This is a genomic window from Streptomyces sp. NPDC045287, assembly GCF_056432325.1.
The window spans coordinates 70686-94049 of the sequence record NZ_JBWKJG010000016.1 but is presented as its reverse complement, the minus strand read 5'-3'; the positions used below and the strand labels follow the sequence as shown (position 1 = coordinate 94049).

Below are 23364 nucleotides of genomic sequence, written 5' to 3'. Positions count from 1 at the left end.
GGCCGGGAACCCGACCCGGCCCTTCCCTAGACCATCAGTGGATTTCATCGCCCGATCGGGGCATCGAGACGAGGACGTGCCGTGCCGCTCTTCGACACCCGGGTCGCCGCCGTAGTGGTGCGGCTCGACCGGAACCCGTTCCACCACGGCACGCTCGGCGCCGTCCGCTCCCTGGGCCGCGCGGGCGTCCCCGTCCACCTCGTGACCGGCTCCCCGGCGGAGCCCGCGGCGCGCTCCCGGTACGTACGGCGGTGCCACCTCCACCCCGCCGGCGACGGCCCCGCGGGCGTCCGCCGCACCCTCGCCCGGATCGCCGACGCGCTCGCCGGCGCGCCCGCCGTCCTCCTGCCCCTGGACGACGCGACCGCCGTCGCGCTGGACGGGCTGCGCCGCGAGCCGGGCGGCCCGGTCCGCAGGTTCCTGGTGCCCGAACAGCCGCCGGGGCTCGCCGCGCTCGTCGCCGACAAGGCGGCGCTCGCCGCGACCTGCCGCCGCCTCGGCGTTCCGCACCCGCGCACCCTCGCCCCCGCCGACGCCGACGAGGCCGCCGCCATGGCCGCGTCCCTCGGACTGCCCGTCGTGGCCAAGTGGAGCCGCCCGTGGTTGCTGCCCCCGGGCGCCGGACTGCGCAGCACCGTCCTCGTCCGCTCCGCCCGCCAGGTGCGGGACCTCCACGCGCGCGGGGCGGAGGCCGGCAGCGCCCTCCTGCTGCAGCGGTACCTGCCCGCCAGCCGGGACGGCGACTGGTTCTTCCACGCGTACTGCGACGGCGCCGGGGGGTGCCGCGTCGCCGGGACCGGCCGGAAGGTCCGCTCCTGGCCGGACGGCGCCGGACTGACCGCCGTGGGGACGTGGGCGCCGAACCCGGCCGTCGAGCGCCTGGCCCGCGGCCTGGTGGCCGCGCTCGGCTACCGGGGCGTCGCCGACCTCGACTTCCGCCGGGACCCGGACACCGGCGCGTACCACCTGCTGGACTTCAACCCCCGGCCCGGCGCCCAGTTCCGGCTGTTCTCCGACCCCTGGGGCCTGGACGTCGTCCGCGCCCTGCACCTGGACCTGACCGGGCGCCCGGTGCCGGACCTCGTCCGCTCGTACGGGCGCCGGTTCGCCGTCGAGAACTACGCCGCCCTGTCGGTCCTCGCCTCCCCCCGGCCCCGCACCCGCGCGCCCGGCCCGTCGGGCGGCCTGGAGACGGCCTGGTACGCGGCGGACGACCCGGCGCCCGCGTTCGCCATGGCCCGCGCCTGGGCGGCCCACCTGGCCCGCCACGCCTGGACGGTGCCGCGCCGGGCCTGGCGCGGCGGGGCGGGCCCCCGCGCCCCGATCCCGGCCCAGCCGTCGGCCCGCACCGCGGCCCCCCGCCCGGCCCCCTCCGACCCCTCCTCCCGACGATGACGAAAGCGGTGCGAGCGATGCACGACGACGACCTGGTGATCGTGGGCGCCGGCCCGTACGGGCTGTCGGTGGCCGCCCACGCGGCCGCGCGCGGCCTCGACGTGCGCGTCCACGGCCGGGTGATGCGCTCCTGGCGGGACATGCCGCCCGGGATGCTCCTGAAGTCGGAGCCCTGGGCGTCGGACCTGTCGGACCCGGCCGGCGCGTACCGCCTCGCCGCGTACGCCGCGACCCGTGGGGTGCGGGCGGAGCACGGCGTGCCGCTGCCGGTCGGGTTCTTCGCCGAGTACGGCGAGTGGTTCGCCCGGCGGGCCGCCCCCGCCGTCGACCCGCGCGCCGTCACCGCCGTGCGCCCCCGCCCGGACGGCGGGTTCACCGTGACGACCGAGGACGGCGAGGAGATGGGCGCCCGCACGGTGGCGCTTGCGCTGGGCGTCGTGCCGTTCGCCGACGTACCGGCCGGGCTGCGCCCGCTGCGGCCGCACCGGGTGACCCACAGCAGCGACCACGCCGACCTCGCCGCCTTCGCGGGCCGGGACGTGACCGTCCTCGGGGCCGGCCAGGCCGCCCTGGAGACCGCCGTGCTCCTCACCGAACTCGGCGCCCGCGCGCGCGTGGTGGCCCGCTCCCGCCGCCTCGTGTGGAACACCGTCCCGCCGCCGCTGCGCCGGGGCCTGCGGGAGGCCGCCCTCGCCCCGCACACCGGCCTGGGCAGCGGGTGGCGGAACGTGCTGTACGCGCGTGTGCCCGGCCTCTTCCGGCACCTGCCCGACACGACCCGCGAGCACCTCTTCGGCACCGCCCTGGGCCCTGCCGGCGCCTGGTGGCTGCGGCACCGCTTCGAGGCCGTGACCGACGTGCGGCTCGGGAAGGCCGTCGTGGCCGCCGCTCCGGCCGGACCCCGCGGCGACCGGGTCCGGCTCGTCCTCGCCGACGGCTCCCGGCCCGGCGCACCGACGGCGGAGGTGGAGACCGACCACGTCATCGCCGCGACCGGCTTCGCGCCCCGCCTGGACCGGGTGGAGGTGCTGCCGGAGGACGTGCGGGACGCCCTGCGCACCGTCGGCACGAGCGGCGCCCCGCAGGTGAGCGGCCACTTCGAGTCGTCCCATCCCGGGCTGTTCCTGGCGGGACTCCTCACCGCCCCGGCGTACGGGCCGGCCATGCGCTTCGTGTACGGCGCCGCCTACACCGCCGAGCGGCTCGTCCGGGGCGTCGAGCGGCGGCTCCGGGGGGCGCGGGGGCCGGCGGAGGCGCCGGGGGACCGGGCCGGGAGCCGCCCGGCCGGCGCCGGCGTACGCGCGCGGGGCTGACCACCCGCGCGCCGGCCGCCGACGCGCGAACGACCTCCGGCACCCGGGCGACCGCCGACGCGCGGGCGGCCGCGTGCCGGGTCCAGCGGGAGATCGGGTTCAGCCGGAGGCCGAGGCCGGGCGGGCCCCGGGCCGGGGCGCGTTCCGGTGGCGGGCGCTCAGCGCCCGGGCCACGCCGGGCGCCCCATGAGCAGCTCCCACTCGTGGTCCCGCGCGCCCGGGACCACACGGCCCTCCGACCGCCACTCCCGGGCGAGCGCCGCGAAGACCGGGGACGCGTCGGCGGCCCCGGGACGGGCCGCGGCCGACGCGGGGAGACCGGGGCGCGGAGCGGGGGGCACGCGCTCCCACTTGCCGGTGCCTGAGGCCATGACAACCCTTCCGTTCACGGCGCGTGTCGGATCCATCGCATCATGTCACATTCGCCTCGCCCGCATCCGAACCCCCGGAACGGGCCGGAGCCGCCCCGGTTCAGCGGTGCGGGAGGACCGCGAACCGCAGCCCGAAGTGGTCCAGGGTGCGTGGCAACGGCCGGTCGGGGCGCAGCCGCCCGGGCCGGTCCGGCAGGTACGCGTGCCGCTCCACGAGCGCGGCGAGCAGCGACGACGTCAGGAACAGCACCAGGTCCTCGCCCGGGCAGGCGCCGGGCCCCGCGCTGAAGGGGAACAGCCCGGCGGTGTCCTGCGCGGTCCCGTCGAGCCATATCTCGGGCGCGAACCGGTCCGCGTAGGGCAGCGCCCCGTCCCGGTGGAACAGCGGTGCGTAGACCAGGAACTCGGTCCCCGCGGGCAGCGTGCCGCCGCCCCAGTCGGTGTCCCGCACCGCCTCGCGCAGCAGGAAGGGCGTCGTCGGCCACAGCCGCACCGACTCCAGGACGCACGCGCGCGTGTACGGCATCAGGTGCGGCTCGGTCAGGTCGGTGACGGCCACCTCGTTGCGCACCTGCGCGTCCTGCGCCGTGTGGGTGGCCAGCAGGGCGAGGGCCCGGAACGCGGCGATGCCCGCCGCGTCGAACGCGAACAGCCAGTGCGGCACCTGCCCGGCCGGGTCGAGGCCCGGTGCGGCGGGGGTCGCGGCGAGCGCCGCGGCGAGGCTGCCCGCCTCGGCGCGACCCACGTGGGCGCGCAGCCGCTGCTCGAAGCGCTCCCGCAGGCCGGTGCGGCGCGGGGCGGCGACCGACCAGTTGGCAGCCGCGCGGAGGCGGCCCAGCATGGCGGTGAGCGCGGTGTCGTCCCGCGCGCCGTCGCCCAGGACGACCCGCCGCACGGTGCGGTCCCATGCGGCCGCGAAGTCGTCCCACGCCAGTTCGCCCGGGCCGGAGGCCACCGTCCGCAACAGTTGCCCGGTCTCCTCGCGCACGGTGCGCACCAGCCCGGGCGCGAGGCTGTGCAACTGGTTGCCGGTCTCCAGGACGGACTCGTTGAGGGCCCGCCGCCCGGCCCGCTCCGCGCCCCGGGAGATCAGCACCCCGTGCGGCTGGAACTGCTCCAGGGCGGCCCGCTTCTCGCGGGTGGCCGGCGAGTACGGGTCGGGGGTGCCCTCCAGGACGCGTACGGCGTCGTCGGCGCGCAGCACCAGCGCGAAGTGCCGTCCGGCCACGTCCGCGCGCAGGGGACCGGGCCCGTACCGCCGCCGCAACTCGCCGAGCAGGCCGATCGCCCGCCGGTCGGCCGCGTACCGCTCCGCCAGGGCCATGCCGCCGCGTCGCCGTACGATCACCCCGGCGGCGAGCGTGGGGGCCACCACCACGGCGGCGATCCGTGCCGCGTCCCGCGCCGAGACCCGCACGGCGCCCGTCTCCGTCGTCACCATGGCGCCCGAGTGCCCCCGCCCGGCGCCGGCATGCGCACCCCGCGAGGACGCGGCACGGGTACGCGAAAGACGGCGGCGCAGGGGCGCGGAAGACGGGGCGTGCGACGTGGTCACGGGCGCCGGGCGCGCGGCTTTCGGCGGGTCACGCGGGCGCGCGGACACGCCGACACCCGGTGGCACTCGGCCACCGGCGTGCCGGCGGGACTGGAGCGGGGCCGGGAGCGGTTCCCGGGCCGGAGGGGACGGCCCGGGAACCGCGCGGCCGGTGCGGGGTCAGCTGCCCGTCGTGGGCCCCCCGCTGCCGAAGCCGCCGCTGGGCGCCCCGCGCCACTTGCGGTCGTCGTCCGACAGGGGGGACGTGTCCGGCTCGGTGTTCTCGTGCTTCAGCTCGTACGGCATCATCCGCCGTTCGCTCTTCGGCACCTCGGCGGGCCTCCGGTGGCCCTCCACCTCGCCCGGCAGCCCGGCGTCCGGCGGCCGGTGCGGCTGCTCCTTGGGGGTCGGGGGCGCCGGCTCCCTGGACCAGATCCGCCGGCCCAGCCAGAACGCGCCGATGAGGAAGCCGACGAGGAGGATGCCCGCCACCAGCGGACCGATCCCGACGATGTGATCCTTCGCGGCGAATTCCGCGCTGTACGTGATGAGAGCGTCCATGGGGCACGCGTACCCCGCCGGGGGCGAACCAGACACCCCGGGCGCGCGGGCCCGGGGCGCGGCCGTTCGAAACCGTGTTCCGTTCGTACTGTCGTACTGCCGTCAATTCGGATACTCGGCTTTCCCGGCGACAGCACCTTTCGGGTGATCCAGCGCAACCCGGATGGCGCAATGGGGTTGAACAGGGCGACCCAAGACCGGGTCTCGACGAGAAGGATCGCATAATGATCAAGAAGGCTGTGACTACGGTCGGCGTTGCCGCTCTCACCCTCGGCGTGGGGGCTCCGATGGCCTCCGCCGTCGGTGACGACAACACGAACGTGAAGAACTACGGCATCTCCGAGCACATCTACAACATGGACTCGGACGGGTACATGAGCCCGCAGATCGGGCTCATCCAGAACTCGCTCAACGAGCCGTGCATCGCCCTGCCGGGCCAGGCCGACGTCCAGAACCTTCTGCTCAACATCGGTGTCCAGGACCTCCTCAAGGACACGCAGGACCAGCAGTGCACGGAGAACTCCACCGCGGTCAAGGGCGACAGCCCCTTCGCGGAGCTCCTGGAGGACGTCCTCTCCGAGAACGGTGCTCCCGTCGCGGAGAACGAGAACTGACGGAGCTCCCACCGGTGAGGGTGGGGAGGGGCCCCGTGTCCGCCGTGGCGGACGCGGGGCCCCTCGCCGTGCGCGCGGGGAGCGTGCCGAAACGTTCCTGTGGAGACGTGAAACATTCCCGGGGGGCCACCGCGTCAGTGGGGTGAACGAGGACAGCGGTGCGAAGGGGAGGGCATGAGAAGGTCCCGTACGGACGAGTTCCTGGAGTTCGCCGCCGCACGGTCCGGGCACCTCTTCCGGTCGGCCTGCCTGCTCACCAGCGGGGACACCCACCTCGCCGAGGACCTGGTGCAGGAGACGCTGGGCCGGATGTACGCGCTGTGGGGGCGCACCGGCCTGATGGGCCGGGCGGCGGCCCGGATCGACAACCCGGCCGGGTACGCCCAGACCGTCCTCGTCCGCGCCTTCCTGAGCCACCGGCGGCGCCGCTCGGCCGACGAGCGGCCGCTCGGCGAACTGCCCGACAGCGCCCACGCCCGCACCCCCGGGGACGACCCGGCACTCCGGATCGCGCTGCTCGGCGCCCTCGCCGAGCTGGCCCCCAAGGACCGCGCGGTGATCGTGCTGCGCTACTGGGAGGACCGCAGCATCGAGGAGACCGCCCGCGCCATGCAGGTCAGCTCCGCCGCCGTGCGCACCCGGTCGGTGCGCGCGCTGGCGCGGCTCCGGGAGCGACTCGGCGGCGGCATCGCCGAGTACGCCGCCCGCTGACCCGTTCGACGCACAGCCACGTAGACCACGGACCACGGACTGGATGGAGATTCGACATGCCTGCCGAAGAGAGTTTCGAGGGCGAGTTCGCCGTCGCCCTGCGCCGCACCGGCGACGGGTTCACGGCGGACGACGGGGAGGGCCTGGTGACCGGGGGACTGGCGCGCGGGCGGCGCCGCGTGGTGCGCCGCCGGGTCGGGGCGGTCACCGGGAGCGTGCTGGCGCTCGCCCTGGTCGGGGTGGGGGGTGCGTACGCGACGGACACCCTCGGCGGCGGGGGGGAGCCCGCCTCGGTCGCGGCGGCGCCGCCCGCCGTCGCGGGGAGCCCCTCCGCGGCGCCCGTCGACGCCGACGCGCTGCTCGAAGCCTTCCGCCGGGTGCTCCCGGCGGAAGGACGGCTGGAGGACGCCCACGCCCGCGGCACCGCCGACCCGCTCGGCCCGATGGCGAGCGGCGTCTACGACGACGGCCGGGGCAAGGCGGCCGTGAGCATCGGCTTCTTCCAGGCGTCCCCCGGCGACGAGAGCCTCTCCGAGTGCCCGGACAAGGCGCTCACCCCGTACGACGCCTGCACCACGGAGGACCTGCCCGGCGGCCGGCTGATGGTCTACCAGGGCTACGAGTACCCGGACCGCCGCGAGGACACGAAGAACTGGCGGGCCACCCTCCTCCGCGAGGACGGCCTGGTCGTCGACCTCAACACGTGGAACGCGCCCGCGCAGAAGGGCGCCGCCGTCTCCCGCACCGACCCGCCGTTCCCGCCCGCCGAGATGAAGCGGATCGTCACCCACACCGCGTGGGCGCCCGTCCTGGAGGCCGTCCGGCACCAGGAGGACGGGAAGCCCGAGGATGGCGCGTCCGGCTCCCCGGGGAAGTCCGGGCAGGCGCCGGGGCGTGACGGTTCCGCGGCGGCCGCGTTCAACGGCGCGGCCGTGCGGCCCACGCTGCTCTCCCTGCTGCCCAAGGAGCTCACCGTCTCCGACAAGGGCGGCCAGGACGAGTACGCGTACGCCGTCGTCGACGACGGCGAGGGCAAGAGCCTCGTCCAGGTCAACGCCCAGCCCGACATGCGCGACGTCGAGGGCGAGCTGTTCCCGGAGGGCGCGTACGAGACGCTGCCCGACGGCACCAAGGTCACCGTCCGACAGCAGCCGGGGGAGAAGGGCGGCGAGGGCGTCGTCATGTGGACCGTCGACACGATCCGCCCCGGCGGCTACCGGGTCGTCGTGTCCGCGTTCAACACCGGCGTCCAGCACGAGCCCGCCACGCGCGCGGAGCCCGCGCTCTCCCTCGACCAGCTCAAGGCCCTCGCGACCAGCGAGAAGTGGCTGAAGCTGATGAAGAAGTAGCGTCCCTCGGGCCGCGCCGAGGCCCGCAGTGTCGTCCCGGGCCGCGCCGGGCCGCGCCGAGCATCCCGCATCATGCCGGGGAGCGCCGGGCCGCGTCGGCTGCGCCGGGCCGCACGGGCCGCATTGGGGCGCGCCGAGGCATGTCTCGCGTCGTGCCGGGCCGCGCCGAGGCCCGCAGTGTCGTCCTGGGGTGCGCCGCGTCGCGCCGGGGCGCGCCGGGACCGGTCACTTCGCGTCGGAGTACCGCTCCACCACCGCCGTCGTGAACGGGAACCGCACCGGCGTGTCCCCGAAGGCGATCCGCCCGGCCAGGTCACCGGCCGCGCGGATCGCCGCAGCGACCGCTTCCGCCTCCTCGGCCGGGCAGTGCACGATCACCTCGTCGTGCTGGAAGAACACCAGCTCGGCCCGCATCCCCGCGATCGCCCGCCGCAGCGCGGCCAGCATCAGCAGCGCCCAGTCGGCGGCGCTGCCCTGCACCACGAAGTTCCGCGTGAACCGGCCGCGCGCACGGGCGTCCGCGCCCGCACCCGCCGGGGCCCGGTCGCCGTCCTGCGGGAGGCCCGCCTCCTCGGCCTCGCCGGCGCCCGCGGCGCGCGGGCTCGTCCGGCCCAGCCACGTACGGACCAGTCGGCCCTCCTCGCCCGCGCGGGCCGCGTCGTCGACGTACGCCACCGCGCGCGGGAACCGCCGCCGCAACGCAGCCAGGTTCTTCAGGCCGTCCCCGCTGGTCTGCCCGTAGATCGCGCCGAGCAGCGCCAGCTTGGCGTGGTCGCGGCTGCCCGAGAACGCCCGGTCCGACAGGCGCGCGTACAGGTCGCCGTCGTGTCCCGCCACCTCCATCAGCCCCGGGTCGCGGGAGACCGCCGCCAGCACGCGCGGCTCCAACTGGTCGGCGTCCGCGACGACGAGCCGCCACCCCTCGTCGGCGACGACCGCCCGGCGGATCACCTTCGGGATCTGCAGCGCCCCGCCGCCGTTGGTCGTCCACCGTCCGCTGACCGTGCCGCCCGGCACGTACTCGGGTCGGAACCGGCCGTCGCGCACCCAGTCCTGCAACCAGCCCCAGCCGTGCGCCGTCCAGATCCGGTACAGCGTCTTGTACGCGAGGAGCGGTTCCACCGCCGGGTGGTCGACCTCCGCCAGCTCCCAGCGGCGCGTCGACCGGATCTTGATCCCGGCCTCCGCGAACGCCTTCACCACGTCCGCGGGCAGGTCCGGCCGCACCGGCCGCCCGAACGCCGCCGACACCTCGGCCGCCAGCTCCGCCAGCCGGCGCGGCTCGCCCCCGCCCGCGTACCGCTCGCCCAGCAGCTCGTGCAGCACCTCCCGGTGCACGTCCGCCCGCCACGGCAGGCCGGCCCGGTGCATCTCGGAGGCCACCAGCATCCCCGCCGACTCGGCCGCCGTCAGCAGCCGCATCCGGTCCGGGTGCTCGGCGGCGCCGTGCCTGCGCTGCTGCTCCGCGTACACCTCCAGCAGGCCCTCGAACGGGACCTCCGGGCCGCCGGGGGCCGCGTCGAACAGCGGGGACTGCGCGCCCGGCTCGGCCGCCCGGGTGGGTCGGTCGGGCGGCACCGGGCGGTGGTGCAGCCGCGCCCAGGCGGCCGCCGCCGACCGGGGCTCGCCCAGCCGTCCCTCGTGGCCGAGGAGCAACTGCTCGGCGGCCTCGATGTCGTAGCACCGCTCGACGCGCACGCCCGCGGCGAGGAGCCGCGGATGGAGGTCGGCCGTGGACCGCCACACCCACCGGCCGACCTCCGGCCGCGACCGCACCGCCGCCACCAGGTCGGGCTCGGTGACGACGGGACCGGCGGGCAAACCGTCCCGGCCGAGGGGGACGAGCCTCGCACCGCCGCCCTCGACACCGTCCAGCGCCCACCGCTCGCTCACGGGAGCGAGTCTGGCACCCGCCACTGACAATCCCCCGCAGCCCGCGTCGGTCCCGGCCCGTCGCCGGGGCGCTCCTGCTCCCGCTCACGGGCACGGCGGACGCGGCGGGCACGGCGGGGACTCGAGGGAGCCCGGAGGGCCGAGAGCCCGAGGACCAGGAGGCCCGGGACCCACGGACCCGCAGGCCCGGAGCCCCGGGGCGCGACGGGCCGAGGTACGGCGGATCGGGGTGCGGCGGGGCCGGGGCGCGGCGGGGCCGGTCCTCACGGTTCGAGGGACCGGACCACCCGCGCCGGGCCGCCGACCGCGAGCACCCCGGCCGGCAGGTCCCGGGTGACGACGGAACCGGCGCCGACCACCGTGTCGGCACCGATCGTCACCCCCGGGCAGACGATCACCCCGCCGCCCAGCCAGACGTTGTCCCCGATCGTGATCGGCGCGGCCCGCTCCCAGCCGGCCCGCCGCCGCCCGGTGTCCAGCTCGTGCTCCGACGTGAGGAGCTGCACGTTCGGGCCGATCTGGACGTCGGCGCCGACCGTGATGGGGGCGCAGTCCAGGAAGACGGCGTTGACGTTGACGAACGTTCGGTCGCCGATGCTGACGTGGTACCCGAAGTCGCAGTGGAACGGCGGCCTGATCCGCACGCCCTCCCCGACCGCGCCGAGCAGTTCCCGCAGGATCCGCATCCCCTCCTCCGCCGGGGCGGGCGGCAGCGCGTTGTGGGCGGCGCACAGCGCGATCCGCCGTTCGGTGTCGGCGGCCAGTTCGGGGTCGTCGGGCAGGTACCACTCCCCGGCCAGCATCCTCCGCTTGTTCTCCCCCACGGCCCGCTCCCTCCGCCTCCGCCGCCCCGCTCCCGGGGGCCCGGCTCCCGGGGAGCCCTACCCCACCGCGCGCGCGTACACGTCCACCGCCGGGCGCGGCTCCCGGCCGAGCAGCCCGCGCAGGTGGCCGCGGGGCACGCCGGTGCCGTCCAGGAAGCCGTGGGCTATCGCCGAGTACGTGCCGAGGAGCATCGGCACCTGGAACGGCGCCGCTCCCGACGCCGCGATCGCCGCCCGGGCCGCGGCGAGCCCGTCACCCGGCTCGTACGTCCCCGACACCGCCGCCGCCAGGTCGGCGCCGCCCAGCGGGACCTCCCCGACCAGCTCGTACACCCGGCCGGTGTGCGGCGCCGGGTCGACGGCCACCTGGAACGCCGCCTCGGCCAGGTCCGCCCGAGCCACCGCCGCGAGGGCGCCCCCGCCGAGGGGCGCCGTGATCCGGCCGTCGGCGTCCGGCCCGGCGAGCGCCGCCAGCAACTCGGCGTACAGGCCGTTGCGCAGCACCGTCCACGCCGTCGGCGAGGCGCGCAGCCGCCGTTCGGTCCAGCGGTGGGGGAGGGCGTACGGCAGGTGGTCGCCGTCCCCGGAGAGGCTGGTGTAGACGACGTGCCGCACCCCGGCCTCCTCCGCCGCGTCGATCGCCGCCCCGTGGCGGGCCGTGACGACGTCGTCCTCGCCGTAGCCTGCGGAGACGAGCAGCAGGGTGTCCACCCCCGCGAAGGCGCCGGGCAGCGACGCCGGGTCGTCGAAGTCCACCCGGCGCGCTCCGGGCCGGCCGTCCGGCGAGCGGGTGCCGAGCAGGACGTCGTCGCGGCCCGCGGCGTGCCCGGCGACCAGCCCGCCGAGCCCGCCCGAGACACCGGTGATCAACAGCATGGGAATGCCCCCCGTTCCGTGGACGTGTGCGCTGCGACCATGGTGGTCGTGGTGGCGGCGTATGCATAAGGAGGCACTTTCATGTCCGTGGGGCACACGGAGGTAACCGGCGGGGACGCACCCGCCGGGTTGAGCTGCGCGGAGGACTGCGGCGTACGCGACGTGCAGGACCGGCTCGGCGACAAGTGGACGGTGCACGTCGTCGTCGAACTGGCCGGGGGCGTGCGGCGCTTCAGGGAGCTCCAGCGGCTCGTCCCGGGCATCTCGCAGCGCATGCTCACCCTCACGCTGCGCCGCCTCGAACGCGACGGCCTGGTCACGCGGACCGTGCGCCCCACCGTGCCGCCGCAGGTCGCGTACGAGCTGACCGCGACCGGGCGCGACCTGACGGGGCTGGTCAAGGCGCTCGTCGACTGGTCCCTCGCCCACCGCGAGGCCATCGCGGACGCCCGCCGCGCCTACGACGAGCGGGAGCGGCCGTGAACGCCGGGCCGGGCGGCGGGCCGACCGTCGAACGGGCCCTCGGCGCCGCCCTGTACGCGGACGGCACCGCCGCCCTCGACACCGCCGCGTCGCTGCTCGCCGCCGACCCGTCCGCCGACGCGGAGTTGGCGCGGCGCGGCGAGGAACTGCTGCGCCGGGCCTGGGCGCGCGGCTGGCAGCCCGCCGACGTGGTGCGGCTCGTCCGCCGGGACCTGGAGGCGCACCACGTGCGGCTCGTGTCCGCGCTGGTCGCCGCCGAGTCCGCCGGGTACGCGCACGTGCCGCCGCGCTGGCGGGACCAGCTCGCCGCGCTGGACACCGAGCCCTGGCGGGCCGACCGGTTCTCGTACGCGACGGCCGTACTGGAGCTGTACCGCCTGCTGGCCCGGCTGCCCGCCCTGGAGCCGGTCGCCCCGCCGCCGGGCACCGCCCCGCTGACGGCGCCGGTCGCGGGCGAGCCGCGCACGCTGGCCCGGATCCGCGCCCTGCTGGCCAAGGCGGAGGCGACGGACTACCCGGAGGAGGCGGAGGCGCTGACGGCGAAGGCCCAGGAGCTGATGGCCCGCCACAGCCTGGACGAGGCGGCCCTCGCCGCCCGCGCGCACGGCGGTCCCGCCCCGGACGAGCCGTCGGCCGTACGGATCGGGGTGGAGCCCCCGTACGAGACGGCGAAGGCGATCCTGCTGGACGCGGTCGCCGGCGCGAACCGCTGCCGCGCCGTGTGGAACGAGGAGTTCGGCTTCTCGACCGTCGTCGGCTACGAGGCGGACCTGGAGGCGGTGGAGCTGCTGTACACCTCGCTGCTGGTGCAGGGGCAGGCCGCGATGGCGAAGGCGGAGGCGGCGCAGCGGGCGGGGGGCCGGAAGCGGACGAAGACGTTCCGGCAGTCGTTCCTGCTGGCGTACGCGCAGCGGCTCGGCGACCGCCTGTCGGCCACGTCCCGCCGGGTCACCGCCGGGGAGCCGACGCTGCTGCCGGTCCTGGCGGCGCGGGACGTGGCGGTGACCGCCCGTACGGACCGGATGTTCCCGGGCGCCACGACGACCCGGGTCAGGGGCGCCACGGACCCGGCCGGCTGGGACCACGGCAGGGCCGCGGCGGACCGGGCCGACACGGGCCGCGCGGCGCCCTGAGCCGTACGCCCCGCAGCCGTCGCGGTCGAGGGGCGGCGGTGGTCGCGGGGCGGTGGTCGTCCTGCGACCGTGGTGGTCCTACGGCTGCGGCGGCAGCGACGGCAGGGGCGGGATGGACGGCAGGTTCGTGGGCAGGCCGCTGACGGCCGGCTTGGAGAGCGTGTCGGTCTTGCCGGAGTCCCAGGCGACGACCAGCCGCTCGCCGTCGGCGGAGCGGATCGTGCCCGACGCGCGGTCGGTGTCGCCGTCCTTGCAGGTGAGGGCGAGCGTCAGGGCGTCGCCCTCCTTCGCGGTGCCCTGGCAGACGTGCGCCTCGCTGATCACCACGGCCTGGCCGCCCTTGTTGACCGTCAGCGTGACCGGCTTGCCGTCCGTCGTCCCCAGCCAGGTGCCCTCGGCATCGGCGAGGGCCACCCCGGCGGCCTTCGAGGTGCCGGCGGACGGCGCGGCCGAGCCGCCCGAGCCGCCCGTCGCCGCGCTCTCGTCGTTCGAGCCGCAGGCGGTCAGCGCGACGGCCGAGACCAACACGGCCGCGACGGCCGCACCCTTCCGTACCAGCTTCTGCACGATCAAGTCCCCCTAGTCGGATGATCAGTTCGCGCCAAGCTACCAGGAAGGGCTCACAGCGCCATCGGGACGACGTGCGCCCGCCGGGCGGGGATCCGGCGTGCGCCTGCTCCCGCGGACGCGTCCGCGGGATGCCGGACGTCCGCACGCGGCCGCGGGGTCGGCCGCCCGCGGCGTCCCGGTCGCGAACCCGCGTGGCGCCGGCGTCGCGCGGCCGGTGACGCGATTCGGCCCGAACGGCCGGGCGTTCCGCCTCCGGGGTGCCCGGTCGGCGGATGAGCTCCTTGAGTTCGGCGCGACGGGCGGCGTACCGCTCGACGACGGCCCTGCGCCGGCCGCCCCGCCGCCGATGCCCTCCTTCGCCGTCAGGCCCTCACCCCCCCCGCGCGGACGCGGGCGCCGGCCGCTCCGCCGCCGATCGCGTCGACGGTCCTGATGCCGCGGGCGCCGAGGGCGAGCCGCACGTACCGGCCCTCGCCGGGGAGCCGGTGGTGCCCGTGCCGGACGGTGGGGCCGAAGCGGCGGGACGCGTACCGGCGGTACGTGTACCGGCGGGGGCGGGGGCAGGGCGCGGTCGCCGAAGCCCGGCGGGTGCCGGTCGGCCGGGCGCCGGTCGGCCGGCAGCGGGCGGAGAAGAGTGACCCACCTCTCGGGAAACTCTCTTGGTAATGGAAACCATTTCCATTTACTCTGTCCCCATGGCCCGCAACGAACTACGCCCGATCATCAAGCTCCGGTCCACCGCCGGAACCGGCTACACCTACGTGACCCGCAAGAACCGCCGGAACGACCCCGACCGCCTCACCCTGCGCAAGTACGACCCGGTCGTCGGCCGGCACGTCGACTTCCGAGAGGAGCGCTGACCGCCGTGAAGCCCGGAATCCACCCCGCGTACGGACCTGTCGTCTTCCGCGACAAGGCGGGCGGCTTCGCCTTCCTCACCCGGTCCACCATGACCAGTGACAAGACCGTGGAATGGGAGGACGGCCGCACCTACCCCGTCGTCGACGTCGAGATCTCCTCGGCGAGCCACCCCTTCTACACCGGCCAGGCGCGCGTCCTCGACACGGCCGGGCGCGTGGAGAGGTTCGAGCGCCGCTACGGCGCGGCCGGGGCCGCCGGGCGGCCCGAGGCCCGCTGATGCCGTCCGTCCCCCTCTCCGTCGCCCTCGTCGGCGGACTCCACTCCGACGCCCGCCGCGCCGCCGTCGACCGGCTGCTCGCCTCCGTGCCGGGCAGCGTCGCGCTCCACCACGACCTGTCCGCCGCCGTCGAGCGCGGCACGGTCGTCCGGACGGTCCGCGACGCGAGCGGCGTGCTCTCCACCGGCGAGGCGCCGCTCGTCAACGACTGCGCCTGCTGCACGCTCCGCGAGGACCTGGTGCCCGAGCTGGGGCGGCTCGCCGACGCCGGCCTGACCCGGCTGGCCGTCGTGGAGCTGTGGGACTCGGTCGAGCCCCGGGCGACGGCCGAGGCCGTGGCCGCCGCCGGGCTCGACCTGACGGGGGTCGCCACCGCCGTGGACCCCGCGCTGGTCCTCCCGTACCTGGGCAACGGCGACGACCTGGCGGACGCCGGACTCGCGTCCGCCGCCACGGACCGGCGGACGATCGCCGACACCTGGGCCCGGCAGGTGGAGTACGCGCCGGTGCTCGCCGTCCTGGACGGCCCGGACGCCGGCGACGAGGACCGCGCGCTGCTCTCCCAGCTCCACCCGACGGCCCGCCGGGTCGCCGTGCCGGACGGGGACCTGGCCACGGCCCTCCTGGCCGGGTTCGACGTGGAGGCCGCGGCCGCCGCCCAGCACCCGGCCTGCGCGCTGCTCCCGCAGGAGGCGGACGCGGCCGGCGTGGGCACGTACGTGTGGCGCGCCCGCCGGCCCTTCCACCCCGGGCGGCTGTACGCGGCGCTGGAGGACCTGGCCTGCGCCGCCGCCCGCAGCCGCGGCCGCTTCTGGCTCGCGGACCGGCCCGACACGCTGCTCGCCTGGGACGCGGCGGGCGGCGCCCTGTGCGTGGAGAGCGCCGGCCCGTGGCTGGCCGCGCTGCCGGACGCCGCCTGGGAGATGGTGCCGGCGGTGCGCCGGGCCGCCGCCGCGCTGGACTGGGAACCGGAGTTCGGCGACCGCTGCCAGCACCTCGTCTTCACCTCGCCCGGCCTGGACCGCGAGGGGCTCGCCGAGCTGCTCGGCTCCTGCCTGCTCACCGACGCGGAGTACGCCGCCGGCCGTACGGCCTGGAAGCGGCTCCCGTCCGCCTTCGACACGCTCCTGGAGGTCTGACCCCGTGCCCCCGCGCCGCTCTGCCGACCGCAGGCCGACCAAGGCCCGCCCCAACCCGCTGGACCGGGAAGGGATCACGTACATCGACTACAAGGACACCGACCTGCTGCGGAAGTTCGTCTCCGACCGCGGCAAGATCCGCAGCCGCCGGGTGACCCGCGTCTCGGCCCAGCAGCAGCGGCAACTGGCCAGGGCCGTGAAGAACGCCCGCGAGATGGCGCTGCTGCCGTACGCCTCGGCGGCCCGCTGACGCACCGCCGTTCCTCAAGGGGGCTCCCCCGCGCTCCGCGCGCGTGGGGGGCCTTTTTCCGTGTGCCGGGGGAAAGAGGGAGCCTCACGGGCCCGGTACGCGTCTCAGTAGTCGAAGGAACACCCGGCGTGCACGTGCATCTGCTCATGCATGTGCAGGTGAACGCAGCTATGATCCCAGATAGTTGACACCTGCAACATCACTCACTCATGTAACTCATGTGACTCGGGGAGCGTCCTGTGCACCACGTGTTGAACGTGTACAACGGCATGGCGGCCACGGAGCTTCACGGGGTCGTCTGGCAGAAGAGCCGGCACAGCAATTCACAAGGCTCGTGCGTCGAATTCGCCAAGCTCCCCGGCGGGAATGTGGCGGTACGCAACTCGCGGTTCCCCGACGGGCCCGCCCTGGTCTACACCCCCGCGGAGATCGAGGCAATGCTCCTGGGCGTCAAGGACGGGGAGTTCGACCACCTCGTCGGCGGCTGACGGCCCGCCCCCGCGCCGGGCACGGAAAAAGGGGCTCCGCGAACGGAGCCCCTTTTCATCGGCGGCGAGTCCCCCGTGGCCTCGGGCCGACGTCTCTTCCGGTGCGGCGCGCCGGCCCCGGCTACGGTTGGTCGGCGAGCCGGAACAGCGCCCAGACGACCTTCCCGTGCAGCGTCCCCGCCAGCGGGTGCCACCCCCAGCTGTCGCTGAACGACTCGACCAGGAACAGCCCGCGCCCCGACTCCGCCGAGAAGTCCTCGCCGGAGGTGCGCGCCGCGGGCGTGTCCGGGCTGGGGTCGCGCACCGCGCACACGAGCCGGCCCGCCCAGCGCATCAGGTGCAGCCGCACGGGCGGGTCGAGCGGGTGCTCGCGCGGGGTGTCGGCGGGCAGCGCGTGCCGCAGGGCGTTGGTGACGAGTTCGGAGACGACGAGCGCGACGTCGTCGAACCGGTCGCTGAGGTTCCACTGCGCGAGGGTCGTGCTGGTGAACTGGCGGGCGCCGCGCACCGCTTCGTACCGGGCGGGCAGGGCGCACGAGGCCGAGCTCGACAGGGACGCGGCGTCGATCGGGGGAAGCCCCTGCCTTAACGGCTCGAGCATGGTCGATCCATTCGTCCCCATGCGAGGCACTCCCCGGATTCGCGGCTGTGGTGCTACAACACGAACGACTACGCAGGTGCGCGGGGACCATGGTTCCGAAAGGGAGGGGCAGATGCAAGGGCAGATGCACGTGCACGCGCCCGAGGTGTCCTGCCCCGTGGCGGTTCTTGGCCATATCTTCCCCGGGTCGTTCCGGCGGCTGTGGCCGAAGTGGTCGCCGTTCTGTAATCGTTCGCGTACGGGGTGAAGCGTTTTGGTGGCAGAATCCGCTTCCTCGGGGCTCGGGGGTGCTCCGTCGTACACATCAGCGATGGGGAGGGTTGGAGACGTGACCGCGACTGAATCCGGCGGTTCCGTGGTGCGGCGCATCCTGCTGGGCTCTCAGCTGAGGAGGCTGCGCGAGTCGCGCGGCATCACCCGGGAGGCCGCCGGCTACTCGATCCGGGCGTCCGAATCCAAGATCAGCCGGCTGGAGTTGGGAAGGGTGAGCTTCAAGGCACGGGACGTGGAGGATCTGCTCACGCTCTACGGCGTGACCGACGAGAAGGAGCGCGAGGCGCTGCTGGGCCTCGTCCGGGAGGCCAACCTCGCGGGCTGGTGGCACAGTTACGGCGACGTGCTGCCCGGATGGTTCCAGACGTACATCGGGCTTGAGGGTGCCGCCTCGCTCATCCGCATCTACGAGGTCCAGTTCGTCCACGGCCTGCTGCAGACCGAGGCGTACGCGCACGCGGTCGTCGCCCGCGGGATGTGCTCCACCGCCTCGGCCGCCGAGATCGACCGCCGCGTCGCCCTGCGCCTGGAGCGGCAGAAGGTCCTCGTGTCCGAGCGCGCTCCGCGGTTTCACGCCGTTCTCGACGAGGCCGCGCTGCGCCGCCCGTACGGCGACCGGTCCGTCATGCGCGACCAGTTGAAGCACCTGATCGAGATGTCGGAACGGCCCAACGTCACGCTCCAGGTGATGCCGTTCAGCTTCGGCGGGCACTCCGGCGAGAGCGGCGCCTTCACCATGCTGCGGTTTCCCGAGTCCGACCTCTCGGACATCGTCTACCTGGAACAGCTGACGGGCGCCCTCTACATCGACAAGCGCGACGAGGTCGCCCAGTACGAGCGGGCCATGGAGAGGCTCCACGCGGACAGCCCCGGCCCGGAGGAAAGTCGGGATCTCCTCAGAGGACTCCTGCAACTCATTTGATACGTAAGTAGTATGACGTCCCGTCATAGATGCCCGGGAGCGGCCCTGCGGGCCACGCGGCTTCGGAAGGGATGTCATGTCCTACTTCAAAGATCTGGCCCTGCAGTACATCGACGGTGAATGGCGGGCCGGTGGCGGCTCGTGGGACATCATCGACTTCAACCCGTACAACGAGGAGAAGCTCGCCTCCATAACCGTCGCCACCGTCGACGAGGTGGACCAGGCCTACCGCGCCGCCGAGCGGGCGCAGGCCGGGTGGGCCGCGACCAACCCGTACACGCGGCGCGGCGTCTTCGAGCGCGCCCTGCGGATCATCGAGGACCGCGAGGACGAGCTGATCGAGGCGATCGTCGCGGAGCTCGGCGGCACGCGCGGCAAGGCCGCCTTCGAGCTCCACCTCGCCCGCGAGTTCATGCGCGAGGCGATCCACCTGTCGCTGCGGCCCGAGGGCCGGATCCTCCCGTCGCCCATCGACGGCAAGGAGAACCGCCTCTACCGGCTGCCGGTCGGCGTCGTCGGCGTGATCAGCCCGTTCAACTTCCCCTTCCTGCTCTCGCTGAAGTCCGTCGCCCCGGCGCTGGCCCTGGGCAACGCGGTGGTGCTCAAGCCGCACCAGAACACCCCGATCCTCGGCGGCACCATGCTGGCCAAGGTCTTCGAGGACGCGGGCCTGCCGCCCGGCGTCCTCAACGTCGTCGTCACCGACATCGCGGAGATCGGCGACGCGCTGCTGGAGCACCCGATCCCGAGGGTCATCTCCTTCACCGGCTCCGACCGCGTCGGCAGGCACGTCGCCACGGTGTGCGCCAACCACTTCAAGCGGGCCGTCCTGGAGTGCGGCGGCAACAGCGCGCTCGTCGTCCTCGACGACGCGGACATCGACTACGCCGTCGACGCGGCCGTCTTCAGCCGCTTCATCCACCAGGGCCAGGCGTGCATGGCCGCCAACCGCGTCCTGGTCGACCGGTCCGTCCTCGACGAGTTCACCGAGAAGTTCGTCGCGAAGGTGCGGACCCTGAAGACGGGCGACCCGTCCGAGCCCGAGACCCACATCGGCCCGCTCATCAACTCCTCGCAGGTCGAGTCGGTCATGAGCGCCATCCAGCAGACCGTCGCGGCCGGCGCCAAGGTGCTGGTGGGCGGCGTCTCGGAGGGCAACGTCGTCGCGCCGACCGTCCTGTCCGACATCCCGGCCGACGCCCCCGTCCTCACCCAGGAGATCTTCGGCCCGGTCGCCCTCCTCATCCCGTTCGACGGGGAGGACGAGGCCGTCCGCATCACCAACGACACCCCGTACGGGCTGAGCGGCGGCGTCCACACCCGCGACGTCGAGCGCGGCGTGCGGTTCGCCCAGCGCGTCCACACGGGCATGATCCACGTCAACGACGGCATCATCCACGACGAGCCGATCGTGCCCTTCGGCGGCGAGAAGCACTCCGGCGTCGGGCGGCTCAACGGCGACGCGACCGTCGAGGCGTTCACCACGCAGAAGTGGATCTCCGTCCAGCACGCGCGCAGCACCTTCCCCATCTGACCCGGCCCGCACACCCATCGAGGACAGGACCTGACCGCGATGGTCCCTAGCGTGAGGAGGTCAGGTCAGGGCACGACCCCACCGGAAAGGCGGTCCCTTCATGGTCGCTCTTGTCCCCGCCGAGGCGCACGGCGATGAGCGCGGCGCGCTGCTCTCCTTCATCGAGGCGCAGCGCGCCGCCCTCCGCCGCGCGGTCCTCGGACTGACCGAGGAGCAGGCGGCGAGCCGCCCCACCGCCAGCGAACTGTCGCTGTCGGGGCTGCTCAAGCACGCGGCGGAAGCCGAGCTCAACTGGCTGCGCCTCGCCCAGCAGCGCCCCAACGACAGGAGGCGCAGCCCGGAGACCTGGGCCGAGGGCTTCCGGCTGTCCGGCGACGAGACCATCCCCGGCGTGCTCGCCTTCTGGGACGGGGTCGTCAAGGAGCTGGAGGATTTCATCCGCACGGTGCCCAGCCTGGACGACACCTTCCCGCTGCCCGAGGCGCCCTGGTTCCCCAAGGACGGCCGGGTCTCCGTGCGGTGGATGGCACTGCACCTGGTGCAGGAGTTCGGCCGGCACGCCGGGCACGCCGACATCATCCGCGAGTGCCTGGACGGCAGGACCTCCTTCGAGCTGATCGAGATGGAGGCCGGCCGGGAGGCGTAGCGGACCGCCCGGGCCCGGGACGCCGAAGGCCCGCGCCGGTGGCCTGCGCCGACGGCTCGCGTCGACGGCCCGTGTCGGAGGCCGGTCGTGCTCGGCCCGGGGCCCCGCACTCCCGGGCCCCTCGGCCCTGGCGCGGCGCGTTCTCCCGGCGCGGGCGCGTCCTTGCCCGTACCCTAGTCAAAATTGACGTCACGGTACGGAGGGCAGGGACGCGAATGTCGGCGATCCGGCTGCTGGTGCTCGGCGCCGTGCGCCAGCACGGGCGGGCACACGGCTACCAGGTGCGCAACGACCTGGAGTACTGGGGCGCCCACGAGTGGTCCAACGCCAAACCGGGCTCGATCTACCACGCCCTGAAGCAGATGGCGAAGCAGGGCCTGCTGCGCGCCCACGAGACCGCGCCCAGCACCGCCGGCGGCCCGCCCCGCACCGAGTACGAGATCACCGAACAGGGCACCGAGGAGTACTTCGCCCTGCTCCGCCAGGCCCTCACGGCGCACGACCAGAAGCCCGACAGCCTCACCGCCGCCCTCGGCTTCCTCGTCGACCTGCCGCGCGCGGAGGCGGTCGGCCTGCTCCGGCAGCGGGTCGCGGGCCTGGAGCGCTGGCGGGCCACCGTCACCGAGCACTACACGCCGGAGGGCGGCCCCGAGCAACTGGGCCACATCGGGGAGATCATGAACCTCTGGCTCCACCAGGCCGACGCGGGCGCCGCCTGGACCCGCGGCCTCATCGAGCGGGTCGAGGGCGGCGCGTACACCTTCGCCGGCGAGGGCGACCCGTTCGTCGGCGTCCTCGCGGACGGCCAGGAGAACCCGTACGCGACGGGCTCCCGGCACCCCGGCGACCAGGGCTGACGCCCTCCTCGGAAAAGCCGCTTGCACCTCACGCGGCGTGAGGAACCAGGCTGGGGGCGTACCGAAGGAAGGAGCGGGGGACGATGAGCTACTCCGTCGGACAGGTCGCCCGTCTCGCCGGGACCACGGTGCGGACCCTGCACCACTACGACGAGATCGGGCTGCTCTCCCCGAGCGGCCGCAGCCACGCCGGACACCGGCGCTACGAGGACGACGACCTCGACCGGCTGCAGCAGATCCTGTTCTACCGGGAGCTCGGCTTCCCGCTCGACCAGGTCGCGGCCCTCCTCGACGACCCGGACACGGACCCGCAGGAGCACCTGCGGCGCCAGCACCGGCTGCTGACCGCCCGGATCGTCGAACTGCAGAGGATGGCCGAGGCCGTCGAGAACGCCATGGAGGCGAAGAAGATGGGCATCAACCTCACCCCCGAGGAGAAGTTCGAGGTCTTCGGGGACAAGGACCCCGAGCAGTACGCCGACGAGGCCGAGCAGCGCTGGGGCGGCACCGAGGCGTACCGCGAGTCCCAGCGCCGCGCCGCCCGCTACGCCAAGGAGGACTGGCAGCGCATCCAGGACGAGGCGAAGGACTGGGGCGAGCGCTACACGGCGCTGATGGAGGAGGGCGAGGAGCCGTCCGGCGAGCGCGCCGTGGCCATGGCGGAGGAGCACCGGCAGCACATCTGCCGCTGGTTCTACGACTGCCCCTACGAGATGCACCGCTGCCTGGGCGACATGTACGTCGCGGACGAGCGCTTCAAGGCGTTCTACGACAGCATGCGCCCCGGCCTCGCCGAGCACGTGCGGGACGCGATCCACGCGAACGCCGACCGCCACGCGTAACGGCGGCCCGCGCCGCCCCGCGCGCGGGACACCCGGGGCCCGGGGTCCGGGCGGCCCCGCGGCGGAGCGCCGCCCCCGGGCGGGGCACCCGGGACCGGGGCGGGGTGCCGGGCCGTGGAGGGGCTGCCGGAGGCCCACGGGCCCCGGGCGGCCCCTCCACCCCGCCCACCGGCCACGCGGAGTGACCGGAAGGGGCGGTATCCGGTCGTCCGGTTCGCTGCGCCGCCCGGGCCGCGCGCGCGGAGGGTCGGTGGAACCGAGGGCACGCCGGGAGCGTTGATACGTTTGGGCAGCCGTCCCCCGCCCATCGACCCAGGAGCCCGGAACCCGTGATGACCCTTGCGCTTGGCCCGGAGTGGCTCAGCCCGGACTACCTGATCTCCGAGTACGGCCTGCCCGGCATTCTGCTCATCGTCTTCGCCGAATCGGGGTTCTTCGCCTTCCTGCCGGGTGACTCGCTGCTGTTCACGGCGGGCCTGCTGGTCGCCGAGGGCAACTACATCCAGCAGCCGCTGTGGCTGGTCTGCACACTGATCGTGATCGCTGCGATCACCGGTGACCAGGTCGGCTACGCCATAGGCCGGTTCTTCGGCCCGAAGCTGTTCAGCCGCCCGAACTCCAAGGTCTTCAAGCAGGAGAACCTGGACAAGGCGCACGAGTTCGTCGAGAAGTACGGGCCGAAGGCGATCGTGCTGGCCCGTTTCGTGCCGATCGTGCGGACGTTCGCGCCGATCGTCGCGGGCGCCGGCCGGATGAAGTACCGGACGTTCATCGCGTACAACGTCGTCGGCGGCGTGCTCTGGGGCGCCGGCATCACCGTCGCCGGGTTCTTCCTGGGTCAGATCGGCTTCATCAAGGAGAACATCGAGGCGATCCTCGTCCTGATCGTCCTGCTGTCGGTGATCCCGATCATCATCGAGTTCGTGCGCGGACGCTCGAAGGCGAAGAAGGCCGCCGCGCTGTCCGGCGCGGCGTTCCCGGCCGACCCCGCCGCGCCCGTGCAGCGCGGCCGCCACGCCAGGCGCTGACCACCGCGCCCGGGGGCAC

26 protein-coding genes and 2 pseudogenes are annotated in these 23364 nt (G+C 74.8%); 18 read left to right on the top strand and 10 right to left on the bottom strand.

Annotation, left to right across the window (positions count from 1 at the left end):
* Window positions 1–81 precede the first annotated feature (81 nt).
* Together AC07D6_RS24880 and AC07D6_RS24875 are read left to right on the top strand one after the other, a co-directional pair.
* Window positions 82–1395 carry a carboxylate--amine ligase gene (locus tag AC07D6_RS24880; protein ID WP_479047776.1) on the top strand — a complete coding sequence of 438 codons (1314 nt, stop codon included), beginning with the start codon at window positions 82–84 and terminating at the stop codon, window positions 1393–1395.
* A gap of 17 nt (window positions 1396–1412) precedes the next feature.
* A complete protein-coding gene (locus AC07D6_RS24875; protein WP_479047774.1) occupies window positions 1413–2708 on the top strand; it encodes an FAD-dependent oxidoreductase in 1296 nt (431 codons plus the stop codon).
* Window positions 2709–2866: 158 nt separating this feature from the next.
* Here the strand turns inward: AC07D6_RS24875 and AC07D6_RS24870 are convergent, their stop codons facing one another.
* The 3 genes from AC07D6_RS24870 to AC07D6_RS24860 form a co-directional block, all read right to left on the bottom strand.
* On the bottom strand, window positions 2867–3079 hold the full coding sequence (locus AC07D6_RS24870; RefSeq protein ID WP_315879918.1) for a hypothetical protein: 213 nt from the start codon (window positions 3077–3079) through the stop codon (window positions 2867–2869).
* Window positions 3080–3179: 100 nt separating this feature from the next.
* The gene (locus AC07D6_RS24865; protein ID WP_479047770.1) at window positions 3180–4520 is read right to left on the bottom strand and encodes a cytochrome P450; all 1341 of its coding nucleotides are present in this window, start codon (window positions 4518–4520) and stop codon (window positions 3180–3182) included.
* A gap of 273 nt (window positions 4521–4793) precedes the next feature.
* Window positions 4794–5174, bottom strand: coding sequence for a DUF6479 family protein (locus AC07D6_RS24860; protein WP_479047768.1), 381 nt, complete (start codon window positions 5172–5174; stop codon window positions 4794–4796).
* A 224-nt stretch (window positions 5175–5398) separates the two neighbouring features.
* Between AC07D6_RS24860 and AC07D6_RS24855 the strand changes: the two genes are divergently transcribed.
* From AC07D6_RS24855 to AC07D6_RS24845, 3 genes are all read left to right on the top strand, one after another.
* Complete coding sequence (locus AC07D6_RS24855; protein WP_479047766.1) at window positions 5399–5788, top strand: rodlin; 390 nt, start codon at window positions 5399–5401, stop codon at window positions 5786–5788.
* A 174-nt stretch (window positions 5789–5962) separates the two neighbouring features.
* The gene (locus AC07D6_RS24850; protein WP_479047764.1) at window positions 5963–6499 is read left to right on the top strand and encodes a SigE family RNA polymerase sigma factor; all 537 of its coding nucleotides are present in this window, start codon (window positions 5963–5965) and stop codon (window positions 6497–6499) included.
* Between the two features lie 56 nt (window positions 6500–6555).
* The gene (locus AC07D6_RS24845) at window positions 6556–7848 is read left to right on the top strand and encodes a hypothetical protein (RefSeq protein ID WP_479047762.1); all 1293 of its coding nucleotides are present in this window, start codon (window positions 6556–6558) and stop codon (window positions 7846–7848) included.
* A 225-nt stretch (window positions 7849–8073) separates the two neighbouring features.
* On the opposite strand, the gene AC07D6_RS24840 is transcribed toward AC07D6_RS24845, so the two are convergent.
* The 3 genes from AC07D6_RS24840 to AC07D6_RS24830 form a co-directional block, all read right to left on the bottom strand.
* Window positions 8074–9741, bottom strand: coding sequence for a bifunctional 3'-5' exonuclease/DNA polymerase (locus AC07D6_RS24840; RefSeq protein ID WP_479047760.1), 1668 nt, complete (start codon window positions 9739–9741; stop codon window positions 8074–8076).
* A gap of 263 nt (window positions 9742–10004) precedes the next feature.
* Complete coding sequence (locus tag AC07D6_RS24835) at window positions 10005–10565, bottom strand: sugar O-acetyltransferase (protein ID WP_479047757.1); 561 nt, start codon at window positions 10563–10565, stop codon at window positions 10005–10007.
* Window positions 10566–10622: 57 nt separating this feature from the next.
* Window positions 10623–11441, bottom strand: coding sequence for an NAD(P)H-binding protein (locus tag AC07D6_RS24830; protein WP_479047754.1), 819 nt, complete (start codon window positions 11439–11441; stop codon window positions 10623–10625).
* 81 nt (window positions 11442–11522) lie between these two features.
* Here AC07D6_RS24830 and AC07D6_RS24825 point away from each other — a divergent pair, with 81 nt between their 5' ends.
* Complete coding sequence (locus AC07D6_RS24825) at window positions 11523–11924, top strand: winged helix-turn-helix transcriptional regulator (protein ID WP_479047751.1); 402 nt, start codon at window positions 11523–11525, stop codon at window positions 11922–11924.
* Window positions 11921–13057 carry a DUF2786 domain-containing protein gene (locus AC07D6_RS24820; RefSeq protein ID WP_479047749.1) on the top strand — a complete coding sequence of 379 codons (1137 nt, stop codon included), beginning with the start codon at window positions 11921–11923 and terminating at the stop codon, window positions 13055–13057. The genes AC07D6_RS24825 and AC07D6_RS24820 overlap by 4 nt, the downstream gene beginning before the upstream one ends.
* 78 nt (window positions 13058–13135) lie before the next feature.
* On the opposite strand, the gene AC07D6_RS24815 is transcribed toward AC07D6_RS24820, so the two are convergent.
* From AC07D6_RS24815 to AC07D6_RS24805, 3 genes and pseudogenes are all read right to left on the bottom strand, one after another.
* On the bottom strand, window positions 13136–13624 hold the full coding sequence (locus tag AC07D6_RS24815; RefSeq protein WP_315875951.1) for a hypothetical protein: 489 nt from the start codon (window positions 13622–13624) through the stop codon (window positions 13136–13138).
* A gap of 67 nt (window positions 13625–13691) precedes the next feature.
* Window positions 13692–13967, bottom strand: a pseudogene (locus AC07D6_RS24810) (uS14 family ribosomal protein); the annotation flags it as partial.
* 22 nt (window positions 13968–13989) lie between these two features.
* Window positions 13990–14256 (bottom strand): annotated as a pseudogene (locus AC07D6_RS24805) (hypothetical protein); the annotation flags it as partial.
* Window positions 14257–14322: 66 nt separating this feature from the next.
* On the opposite strand from AC07D6_RS24805, the gene rpmG reads away from it, so the two are divergent.
* The 5 genes from rpmG (at window position 14323) to AC07D6_RS24780 (ending at window position 16642) form a co-directional block, all read left to right on the top strand.
* Complete coding sequence (rpmG, locus tag AC07D6_RS24800) at window positions 14323–14487, top strand: 50S ribosomal protein L33 (protein WP_026252351.1); 165 nt, start codon at window positions 14323–14325, stop codon at window positions 14485–14487.
* Between the two features lie 5 nt (window positions 14488–14492).
* Window positions 14493–14765 carry a type B 50S ribosomal protein L31 gene (locus tag AC07D6_RS24795; protein WP_315875950.1) on the top strand — a complete coding sequence of 91 codons (273 nt, stop codon included), beginning with the start codon at window positions 14493–14495 and terminating at the stop codon, window positions 14763–14765.
* Window positions 14765–15904: a CobW family GTP-binding protein gene (locus tag AC07D6_RS24790; protein ID WP_479047745.1), complete on the top strand. Its 1140-nt coding sequence runs from the start codon at window positions 14765–14767 to the stop codon at window positions 15902–15904. The genes AC07D6_RS24795 and AC07D6_RS24790 overlap by 1 nt, the downstream gene beginning before the upstream one ends.
* Window positions 15905–15908: 4 nt before the next feature.
* Window positions 15909–16154 carry a 30S ribosomal protein S18 gene (gene rpsR, locus AC07D6_RS24785; protein ID WP_479047742.1) on the top strand — a complete coding sequence of 82 codons (246 nt, stop codon included), beginning with the start codon at window positions 15909–15911 and terminating at the stop codon, window positions 16152–16154.
* A gap of 269 nt (window positions 16155–16423) precedes the next feature.
* Window positions 16424–16642: a DUF397 domain-containing protein gene (locus tag AC07D6_RS24780; RefSeq protein WP_315876110.1), complete on the top strand. Its 219-nt coding sequence runs from the start codon at window positions 16424–16426 to the stop codon at window positions 16640–16642.
* A 121-nt stretch (window positions 16643–16763) separates the two neighbouring features.
* On the opposite strand, the gene AC07D6_RS24775 is transcribed toward AC07D6_RS24780, so the two are convergent.
* A complete protein-coding gene (locus AC07D6_RS24775; protein WP_315875947.1) occupies window positions 16764–17264 on the bottom strand; it encodes an ATP-binding protein in 501 nt (166 codons plus the stop codon).
* Between the two features lie 289 nt (window positions 17265–17553).
* Here AC07D6_RS24775 and AC07D6_RS24770 point away from each other — a divergent pair, with 289 nt between their 5' ends.
* From AC07D6_RS24770 to AC07D6_RS24745, 6 genes are all read left to right on the top strand, one after another.
* Window positions 17554–18438 carry a helix-turn-helix domain-containing protein gene (locus tag AC07D6_RS24770; protein WP_315875946.1) on the top strand — a complete coding sequence of 295 codons (885 nt, stop codon included), beginning with the start codon at window positions 17554–17556 and terminating at the stop codon, window positions 18436–18438.
* A gap of 76 nt (window positions 18439–18514) precedes the next feature.
* Entirely contained in the window at window positions 18515–19972 is a 1458-nt protein-coding gene (locus AC07D6_RS24765; RefSeq protein ID WP_315875945.1) for an aldehyde dehydrogenase family protein, read from the top strand.
* Between the two features lie 100 nt (window positions 19973–20072).
* Window positions 20073–20618, top strand: a complete 546-nt coding sequence (locus AC07D6_RS24760; protein ID WP_315875944.1) for a DinB family protein — start codon at window positions 20073–20075, stop codon at window positions 20616–20618.
* Between the two features lie 215 nt (window positions 20619–20833).
* Window positions 20834–21475 carry a PadR family transcriptional regulator gene (locus AC07D6_RS24755; protein WP_315875943.1) on the top strand — a complete coding sequence of 214 codons (642 nt, stop codon included), beginning with the start codon at window positions 20834–20836 and terminating at the stop codon, window positions 21473–21475.
* Between the two features lie 83 nt (window positions 21476–21558).
* On the top strand, window positions 21559–22317 hold the full coding sequence (locus AC07D6_RS24750; protein ID WP_315875942.1) for a MerR family transcriptional regulator: 759 nt from the start codon (window positions 21559–21561) through the stop codon (window positions 22315–22317).
* 332 nt (window positions 22318–22649) lie between these two features.
* A complete protein-coding gene (locus tag AC07D6_RS24745; RefSeq protein ID WP_315875941.1) occupies window positions 22650–23345 on the top strand; it encodes a VTT domain-containing protein in 696 nt (231 codons plus the stop codon).
* Window positions 23346–23364 lie beyond the last annotated feature (19 nt).